The organism is Asaia bogorensis (assembly GCF_900465345.1).
In the GTDB taxonomy this organism is placed as follows: Bacteria; Pseudomonadota; Alphaproteobacteria; order Acetobacterales; family Acetobacteraceae; genus Asaia; species Asaia bogorensis_A.
The window spans coordinates 1-10,533 of sequence record NZ_UEGO01000005.1 but is presented as its reverse complement, the minus strand read 5'-3'; the positions used below and the strand labels follow the sequence as shown (position 1 = coordinate 10,533).

At 57.3% G+C, this 10,533-nt stretch carries 5 protein-coding genes; 1 reads left to right on the top strand and 4 read right to left on the bottom strand.

Annotated features, from left to right (window positions below; genetic code table 11):
- Positions 1–385: glycosyltransferase (locus ED655_RS03315; RefSeq protein WP_122048991.1), on the top strand; the 385-nt coding region annotated here is incomplete at its 5' end.
- 388 nt (positions 386–773) lie between these two features.
- Here ED655_RS03315 and ED655_RS03310 read toward each other — a convergent pair.
- The 4 genes from ED655_RS03310 to ED655_RS03295 all read right to left on the bottom strand — a co-directional run.
- Entirely contained in the window at positions 774–3,320 is a 2,547-nt protein-coding gene (locus ED655_RS03310; RefSeq protein WP_122048990.1) for a membrane-bound PQQ-dependent dehydrogenase, glucose/quinate/shikimate family, read from the bottom strand.
- A 636-nt stretch (positions 3,321–3,956) separates the two neighbouring features.
- On the bottom strand, positions 3,957–4,658 hold the full coding sequence (locus ED655_RS03305) for a histidine phosphatase family protein (RefSeq protein ID WP_122048992.1): 702 nt from the start codon (positions 4,656–4,658) through the stop codon (positions 3,957–3,959).
- A gap of 14 nt (positions 4,659–4,672) precedes the next feature.
- A complete protein-coding gene (locus ED655_RS03300) occupies positions 4,673–6,733 on the bottom strand; it encodes a hypothetical protein (protein WP_205835978.1) in 2,061 nt (686 codons plus the stop codon).
- Positions 6,734–6,919: 186 nt separating this feature from the next.
- The coding region (locus tag ED655_RS03295) for a Hint domain-containing protein (RefSeq protein ID WP_162993368.1) at positions 6,920–10,533 on the bottom strand (3,614 nt) is incomplete at its 5' end.

Sequence of the window (10,533 nt, the reverse complement as noted above, 5' to 3'; positions counted from 1 at the left end):
GGTCAAAGGCACGATCAGGACCGTTCCTGCCTATAATCAGGCTGGGCTGGATGATTTCTACGATCAGGTTGATGTGCTTCTTTTCCCTTCGCAATGGCGCGAAAGCTACGGTCTGACTGTTCGTGAGGCTCTCTCACGTGACGTCTGGGTAATCTCCACCGCCCCCGGAGGACAGTCCGAGGAGATTGTGGATGGCGTGAATGGCTCGCTTATCCCGATCATCAATGATCCTGCCCCGCTTCAGGCTGCTGTCGAGGCAATTCTCGATCAGCAAGAACGGTTCGATCACTATGTGAACCCGAACAAGGCGAGCCTCCCCAATTATGAGGATCAGGCGGCAGAACTGGCCGCTCTGTATAACTCTCTTCTCAAGCGCCCAGCCTGACCAAGCCCTGCATAGGACGACGCAGCAAAACGCCCCCTGCCAGATCCGGCAGGGGGTTTTTCATGTCTGCAATCCTGCGAAGCAGGCCTAAGACGCAATGATGCTCTCAGAAACAATCGGTTGTGCGGCATGCATGGCGGTGAAAGAGCGGCGACCCGTGATTATCGGCACCACCTTGTCGATGAAGAAAAGGCGGCCTGACCTGCTCTCGTCAGAGCAGAGCCAAGGCAATGGGTGCGTGCGGAGCGGGATATTCAATCGCTGTGCGGCGCTCCCGGAGCGCTCATATCATATAGCACCTTGCCATATGACCAGTTTCCGTCCTGCTTGCGAAGGACGGAAACTGCCTCACCCGGCAATCATGGGGCCGGGTGGGAACGTCGTTACCTCAGGGCGTTGAGGGCAGCGCGTAGGACAGAACGTAGTCGCCCTTATTGGCGTTCGTGCCGGTGCGTGTCGCCCCGCCCGCTACAACCAGAACATATTGCTTGCCGTTCTGGACATAGCTCATCGGCGTACCCTGACCACCTACCGGCAGGCGCTGACGCCAGACTTCCTTGCCACTCTTCAGGTCGAAGGCACGCAGGTAGTTATCGAGCGAGCCATGGAAGAAGGCGAGATCACCGCCTGTCAGCAGCGGGCCACCCATGGTGGGCATACCGACCGGGATATAGATATGCGGAATGATTCCCTTCTGTCCAAAGACACCGTGAATGGCGGCATCCTGAATACTGCCCACTGGGACCTGCCAGAGCGTTTTCTGGGTTTTGAGATCAATGGCCGTCAGTGACCCGTAGGGCGGCTTGAAGCAGGGCGCCCCCATGGGCGAGACGAACATCGAGCGCTCCACACCCCAGGGCGTGCCCAGCTGCTCAGAATATTCGCCTTCGGTGGAGGGAACGAGACCCGCTTGAGCGGCTTCCTCGCGCTTGATGAACTGACCCCACATGGCCATGCGGATATCGTTCACCACCAACACGCCGGTCTGCGGGTCAAGCGCGCCACCACCCCAGTTGGACCCACCATAATAGCCGGGCCAGATCAGTGTTTTCTGCTTGTCGCTCAGAGGAGTCCATTCACCCTCCCAGCGCATCTTCTTGAACGCGATGCGGCAATAGAGCTGATCGAAAATCGTTGCTCCCCACATGTCGCTTTCCTTGAGCGGCGCAACACCGATCGACAGGTCGGAATAGGGCTGGACCGGGCTGATGCGCTGGCCGGGCATACCATCGGTTGCGACCTTGCGGTCTGTCACCTTGACCACAGGCTTGCCGGTCCGGCGGTCGAGCACGAAAATCTGGCTGCGCTTGGTCAGGCCAACCACAACCGGAACCGTCTCGCCATTCGCCCCGGGCAGATCGTACAGGATCGGCTGTGACGTCACGTCATAATCGAACATGTCATTATTGGCTGTGCGGAAATGCCAGTGCTCCTGACCCGTGCGCAGATCAAGCGCCAGGATGGTATCGTTATATTCATCCGAATAGGGATGACGATTACCGGTCCAGAAATCGGGCGTCTGATTACCCATAGGAATAAAGGCAAGGCCGAGCTTGGGATCGTAAGACGCCGTGCCCCAGAAATTGGGCGTCTCAGGCGCATAGATCTGACCTGCGGGTAGCGGGCGGCTGTCGCGGTTTCCACGCGAGGCATCCCAGGCCCAGACAAGACGACCTGTACGGACATCGTAACCACGAATGACGCCGGAAGGCTCACCCACGGTCATGTTGTCGTTGATCTTGCCACCCACCATGATCACGCCATCTGCCACCAGCGGCGCAGATGTCAGGTAATAGGATCCCGGGGCTGTCGGCCCGAGCCCCTCAAGCAGGTTGACCATGCCGTGATCACCGAAATCCTGACACAGTGCACCTGTGGCAGCATCGAGCTCAAAAAGGCGGGCATCATTGGTCGTGCTGACAATGCGTCTTGCGCAAGGCGCTGACGCATCGATTGGCGCAGGCGCAGCCGGCAAGACGGAAGCGGCAGGCGCGGTGTCTGCGGAGGCAGCGGCCCCGGCAGCAGACGGCGCTGTAGTGGTATCGGCTACGTCCTGCGGGCCGAAAGCCTTGGCATCCGGTGCAAGCAGCGACATGGTTGTCATATCCGCGTAGCTTACGCCACGGCAGCGCTTCCAGCCCTTGTTGCCGCGCGTCACCTGCATATGCGGGTCAAAGCGCCATTTCTCCTTGCCCGTGACCGGGTCGAGCGCAATCACCTTGTTGAGCGGCGTGCAGAGATAAAGCGTGTCGGCAATCTTGAGCGGGGTGACCTGATACTCGGCGCCGTCGATGGCAAGATCCCCTGTATGGAAGCTCCAGGCGAGCTTCAGGTCCGGAACGTTCCCGGCATTGATCTGCACATAGGGTGCAAAGCGATCACCCGTGAGGTTACGCCCCCAGGCTGGCCAGTCATTGCCGTTCTGCTGGCCAAGGGCCGTGTCAGGCTTCGGCGCGTCAGCCGCATTGCCTGTGACTTCGGCATGGGGCTGGAACATGCCCAGCGAGATCCCGCAGAAAATGATCGCATAGAGGGAGGCAATGCCGAAACCCCAGGCGCGCGGCACAGCGCTTGAACGCAATGCCCCCTTTTCGCCCGAACGCGACGACACACCGAAGCCCGGGGCCAGGAGACCGACAACAATGGGCAGGGCAATGAAGACAACGACGCGCGGCACAACCAGCCAGAACACATCACCCACTTCACTGAACGCCCAACCGGCGGCCACAAGACTGAGCAGAATGGAGACTGGCAAGGCGATCGCCTTGCGGGCCATGACCGCAAAGCCGACGAAGGCCATCATCAGCCCCAGAAGAATATACGCCCAGCTACCGCCCAGCCAGGCGAGGTCTATACCCCCCAGGGTCAGGCCAATACCGAGCAAGCCGATCACCAATCCGATGACGGCACTCACGAGATGCACAAGGCTTTTCACAACTCATCCCCGCATGACAGCCCGGATGATGGCGTTGTCCGGTATCGAGACCCGTCACACCCGAGGCCGATGAAGCCATAAGCGCCACAAGCCAGTAACCGCATGAACGCGAGGGAGCAGCGTTCTGGCATAATGAGCTTAAAGAAGACGTCACCATGCCCGAATTCATTGATTCCACGTCATCACATCTTCATCATGACGCAATGTATGAGAGCTGTTGTTTGCTTCTTGCACAGAGGTTCTCCGCCTGCCTCTCATTCGAGGTCAAATCATGTCTGAGCCTCTGTAGGCATGAATGCCCTTCACATGACGCAAAATCAGATCGCCTCCGAGCACACGAACTCTTGCCGCGCTGCACTGGCAATAATGGCGTGCCTGGGCCGTCCGCATTGTGAGCACCTTGTGGGCCGTTCGGCAGCCCCTCTTGCCGGGGTGACCAGAGATACAAAGAAAGTATCCAAGGATCTTCCACCTGCTGCGACAATAGCGCGCATTGACAGGGTCAACAGACGGTCGATCTTGAAAGATGCTCTACCTTCCTCGTCGCTGCGGCGCTCGTTGCTCCAGTAAACCACAGACCTGGATATGGCGTCTTCGGTCCATCACCCTGATACCTTGGCGCCGGAAGGCGTGACTTCAGATCGTAGAGGCGGAAGGCAGTTCATTCACCGTGACCACACGCCAGACGCCATTGATCCGCTCGATGATGGACAATGACAGATTCTGGATCGAAAAACGCAATCCTGTGTCCGGATGAACATTGAGAGCGTGAGACAACGCAGCCCGGATCGCCCCCCCGTGACTGACAATTACCGTGTCCTGTCCTTCATGGCGATCGGCCATTTCATCAAGGGAATGTCCAACACGGGCACAGACATCGAGCATGCTTTCTCCCCCAGGCGGCTGCTCGGAGGCTGACAGCGACCAGAAATTGTGGGCTGTCTGACGCAATTTCAGCGGCAGAGCCTCATGAGGCAGATCATGCCATTCACCCATGGACTGTTCTGTAAGACGGGGTTCGATTGTCAGATTGCGTGGGCCATATCCAGCTGAAAAAATCGCTTTAGCCGTATCCTGTGCTCGCTTGAGGGGAGACACCACCCAGTTTGCCTGTGCAGGCAACCGCTGACCTAATGCAGTGTAATACGGTACCTGCAATGCCAGATGTTCCGAACACAACTCGACATCCAATGCACCGTACACACGCAGACGGGCCGAGGACTCTACAATGGCGTGACGAATGAGCCAGAAGCGGGTGACTCCTGAAGGCAACTGCATGGAGTCAAGAAAGTGACCATGCGCCTGAGCATTGGTCTGGGTTGCGCTGGGCTGGGTCATGATACCACCGACTTTCAAAGAGAATGGGAGTGGGGAGCGTAACGGGGAACCGGATTGGTGATCTCAAGAACATCAAGATGGACAAGAATCAGCGAAATCTTGTCGAGTGCCCTGCAGACATCTGCAAATTCGCGCGCCAGTCGCACGGGATCAGTAAATCCTGCATGAGAAGGCTCACCTGATACCAGCCTGGCCCCTGCACATAGACGCAGCGCCCCTGCCAGTTCACCCCCAAGCGCAGGATGTGGCACCGGAACCGGCTGGCCAAGGTGGCATAACAGTGAAGCCAGGGGAGCCCCCGGAATGCATGGAGAAAGATCGGCATTCAGCCAGCGATGAACCGCGCGTGATTTCTCTAGTGTCAGAGGCCTCTCGGGGCAGGCAGGGTCGCGCACGAGAAACGAGAAGATCGTCGGCACGCTGTCCCAACTGATACCTTCCGCACATGCTGCACGATCGAGATCCGGCACTGGCAAAAGATCGAGATGAGGGTGGGCGGCAATCACCTTACGGGCATGTTTCTCGAATTGCTGAAGGATATCAATGACACGCGTGGCCGGAACATCTGCAAAAGCCGCACTCTCAGCCAGCGCCGCCTGCCAGCGCAGGGCAAGACCGATATTGCCATTGTCTGGCAGACCAGTCGAACTGGGCATCGCAGGCCATTCACAACGATGAAAATACGCTGAGAGGCCCTGAGGAAGCGTAAAATCCTGCAAGGCTGCAACAAAAGACTCAGGCAGCAACAAGGCACCGCAAAACGGAGGACCAGTCAGGAACTTGGAACCGGTCGTCATGACCAGCATGCCAGCCTGTACCATCTGCCTGATGCGTTCAGACGCCAGACGCGCCTGGCACGCATCGACAACAATGGTCAGGTGATCCGCCCAGTCCCGCGCCAATGCGTCCAGGACCCGCCGTGTGGGCCCCACCAACCCTGTCTTTGACATATCGAGTTGATGCAGGATGACGTGATAGCCTTCCTTTATCGAACGTTCGACAAGACATCGGCAGGCCTCGTCAATATCGGCTGCCGTACGTGGCGATCCATCATCATTCCGGATCGCGATACCGGCTATCTCTGTCGTTTCCGGAAAACCGTCGAGAAATTCGGCTTTTTCGGCAGCACTGCCAAGAGCTGTTCCTTCGGCAAAATGACGCCCCTGGGCGGCAAGCGGCACACCGCTGCCGGTCTCGTCCGGCGCGACAAGAATATTGCGTACCGGTCGCCCTCGGGCGCGCATCAAACCGAGCGCCAGAACCGCAAGTTCGCAATCGGTCCCAGATGCTGCCAGCACGACCTGCTCGGCCGAGATCAGACCATACAGCGCGGCAAGACGTGCGCGCACTTCCAGGCTGGCCCCTTCACGCATATGGGTTGCAGAAACACCGTCGAGACAGCCCTCAAGGAAACGTCTGCGGGCCTCTTCAGCCCCCAGATAGCCTCTCTCTGACAGCGACGATGCCGTAGAGGATGAAAATGTTACCGCCCAGGGTCGCGGGCGATGGGAGCAACCATAGCGATTCAGCCCGGTCCCGGGGTTGATGGCGAGACGCTCATCACCGCCATCGGCCATGAGGTACTCAGCTGGAGCGATACTGGACCAGAACGGCTTGAGCTGCTCGAGCAGGCGGCCTGGCGTCCGGACAGACACGGCAGCCTCAGGGCAGAACTGGGTCAACTCGGGCCAAAGAGCCGCCACGCGGGCGGCTGACGGCGGCACTGGTTCAGCGAAGTCGCGCAGCCATTCCAGGGCTATTGGCAGATCATGACTTTCACAATCAAGACTGTGGAAAAGTGCCGCGACCCTTGCAGCAGCCAAGGCGGCGAGACTTTGCTGTTCACGCGGCAATATCTGCAGCAGAAAGGCCCATTCAAGCGCATAACGCAATAGAACAGGTGCCACTTGTGGGCGCTCGAAGGCCATCGCCCCAAGAGTTATCTTTCCCGCCGAGACTCTGAAAGGCAGATTCAGCCGTGGTGAGAGATCGAACACCAGATGATCGGACAGGCTTTGCAGGTCCGGACGATCCAGCGCTGCAAACAAGGTAGCCGTCACTGTTTCTGCAAGCACGATCGGGTCTCTCAGGTTTCAGGATCACACATCATATCCCAACCCCTGATGATCCCCAAATTGCCGGGTGTAACGGACAGGGACTATACGACCCGACATAGCCAAAGGCAGTGGAGAGGTTTTCTCTCTCCACTGCAAACGGGCCGCCTTGCTGGCGCCATCCTCAAGGCGCCAGCAAGGCTCAACTCAGGCAGAGCGCTGCTCGGCCCATGAATTTCCCTCGAGATAGCCTGCGGTTTCCAGCACCTCGATACTGATCAATGACATATCGCTGCAATGCCCGTTCTCAAGACGCAGGACAGCCATACCATCCGTCCAGCGGCTACCCGAAGCCTCGAGGCCATGCCAGCCTTCCAGCGAGGGGATGAGGAGATGATCGTCATTGGCCGCAGTCGCCCCGCTCATGAAAAGGGTGATCTTGCCAATCCGTACGCCGAGCGCCCGGCGATCATCGAGAAAGGGACCAACGACATCACAAGGACGCCCTGTGCGCGAAATGATGCGCATATCAGTTACGCCACCCGGCACCAGGAAGGTATAGATGTCGCCACTTCGCCTGATGGGATTGAAGGTCCGGCCGTCGAGTGTCGTCAGACGCAAAGCCGGGTCATGAGACACGACCTGCTCGTGGCTGGCGAGCCCGACTCTGGGCATACCATTCGCTCTGGTCTCGAACCGCCTGTAAATCGGTTCGACAAAAGCCCTGCCCGTTTCCAGCTTTGCTGCGGCGTCATCGTGCCATGTGCGTCTCTGGCCCAGAACGACACCTTCCGCACCCTTCTGTCTGTCGAAGTGAGCCTTGTTTCCGGTGTCGAGATAGCTTTCGGTTTCCAGGCCGTTCGCAAGGATGATGGAGTGCGGGTCGAGTTCGATATGGTAATAATGATAAATCGGTCGGGACTGGTCGTAATAGATCGAGGTTCCATTGACGAGCATCCGCACCGGTACGAAATGTCCATCGAAATGCATGCAATGCTCCGGAGTGACCAGCAGGTCCTCATAAGGAAGAGCCTCACCAAATGCACCTGCGCAGATACGAACGGGATAGCCGGCGAGGTCGAGCGGTTCGAAGGGTCTGAGCTGATTCTGCTGGCTTCCAATCCAACGGACAGGACGGAAAACGGTCTCGCCTTCGACCAGGCAGGCCACCATGTCGCCGACGAGCAGGTCTTCAACCGCGACATCACCCTTGTCAGTACGAATCATCGAGCCTGCAAGGAAACAGGGATCCATCTCCGTATTGTTTGCCATCAGCACACCACCATTGGCTACGGCGGGCGTGGTGATGACGGCTCCGGGCGCACCAGAGATGACACCGCCTGAACCGATCGAGGGATTGTTGACAACAGCACCACTGTAGACGAGCGCAAAGTCGTTGCAGTAACCGCTATTGAACCAGGTATCGTCCACAGAACGTGCGCCCGAATATAGCGCGGTCGGGATCGAGTTGAACTGGTTGGCGCTGGTCAGTCCGCCACCGAAAACCGTAACGCTCCCCTCTCGGATATAAGAATGGGCCAACGTGCCGCCATAAGAAACGTAGATCGCAACTGCGTAGCCGGAAAGATTACTGGCCACCGCACCGCTCTGCACATAGATGACGGCGCCATCTGCTACAGAAACAGGCGCTGAAACCGTTACACCATTACTTTGATATACCGTCGTGCCATCAAGGGGAACAGCGGACCATACGCCCCTCAGAACCGTCCCATCCGAAGGCGGAGGAGCCACAGGCGTCGGCACATCGTGTCCGAAAGGCGAGTAGGTGACGAGTGTTCCGGCAGAACTGACATGGACATCACCACCGATATGCACACCATAATCGATGTTCATGAATGCGCCGTTACCGACAGTGACATTGGTGATCGATGCGCCACTATAAACAGCTACACCGTCATTACAGTAACCACTATTAAACCAGGTATCGTCAACAGAACTTGCACCCGAATATATCACGGTCGGGATCGAGTTGAACTCGTTGCTGCTGGTAACACCCCCAGACAGTACGGTCACGCCCCCTTCAACAATATGCGAATATGCCAGGGTTCCGCCATTGGAGACATAGATGGCGACTGCGTTACCCGATATTCCTGAAGCAACTGCGCCACTTTCAACATGAAGCACAGCACCGTTACCCAAAGCCACCGGCCATTGCATCGTCGTGCCGTTGCTTTGATAAACCGTTGCTCCATTCACATTGACCGCTGACCATACCCCGTAGAGCAGCTGGACGTTGTCATAGCTCTCGCCATTGATCGTCATGCCTGAGTAATAAGCATTACCCGATTGCACGTAACCACCCTGTCCTGCCGTGTAGCCATTCGTGGTGTCGGACAAAAGTATGGCCGAACCCCCACCGGCAACCAGAAGATCACTAGCGTGAGCACCGTACTCGACCTTGAGATAGGCACCTGAGGAGACCTGGGTACCAGTTACCGAAGCACCGGAATAGAAAATAGCCCAATTATTGTCGTATCCGCTATTGAACAAGGTATCGTTGATCGACGCTCCACCGGCTTCGTAGCTCGTGGCTGTCGAGTTGAGCAGATTGTCCTGGGTCACAGCACCGGAGGAGACCACGATCGCGCCGTTATCGAGCCTGGACCCCGCCAATGTACCGCCAGACTGGATATATACAGCATTGTTCAGGCCGGTCAGACCTGAAGCGACGGCTCCACTGAATACATAGAGCACCGATCCGGTTCCCAGCGCGACGGGCCACTGCAGGGTTACGCCGTTGCTTGTATAGCTCGTCGAACCATCGAGACTGACTGCAGACCATACACCGTTGAGTACCGGTGCATTATCGTGAAACTGGTTGTTGATCACTGCACCCGAATAGACGGCCGTGCCGGATTGCACATACCCGCCGCCAGTGGCCGTAAAACCGCTCGTCGTTCCCGAGGCCAGAATGGCAGAGCCACCACTGACTGCATATACATTCGAGGCTGTCGCACCTGCCTGCACTTCCAGATAACCACCCGAAAGCACATGTGCGCCGGTTACCGACGCACCCGATACAAACGTAGCCCAGTTGTAGTCGTAACCACTGTTATACCATGTATCGTTTTCAGAAGCGGCGCCGGATTGATAGTAAACAGCTGTCGAGTTGAGCTGGTTGTCGCGAGTCAAAGCGCCTGCGGACACGACTACGGAGCCATTATCGAGCTTTGAACCAGCCATACTACCGCCGGGCTGGATATATACGGCATTGTTCAGGCCGGTCAGGCCCGATGCAACTGCCCCACTCATGACGTAGAGCGTCGCGCCGGTACCAAGCACGACCGGCCACTGGGCCGTGAGGCTATTGCTTTTATATACCGTTACGCCGTCGATGCTGACTGCCGACCATATCCCGTTGAGCACCGTGGCGTTATCATGCGCCTGGCCATTGAGAACCATACCGGAATAGACGGCTGCACCCGACTGGACATAGCCGCCATTTGCCGCAGTGAAACTCTCTGCCGTTCCATCAGCGAAAACCGCGGAACCACCATTGACTGCATGTATATCCGTACCACTGGCGCCTGCCTGCAGCTGTATATAACCACCTGAAAGAGCCTGCGCTCCTGTTACCATCGCGCCAGAAGCGAAGGTCGCCCAGTTATAGTCAAACCCGCTATTGAACCATGTATCATCTCTGGATGTCGCCCCTGAGTAATAATTGGTTATAGTAGAGTTCAGAGTATTACCATGAGTTGATGCACCAGCAGCAACATCAACAAGACCGTTTTCTATTTTGGAGTCTTTCAATACTCCACCACTCAGCACATAGATAGTGTTGTTCAATCCTGTGAGCT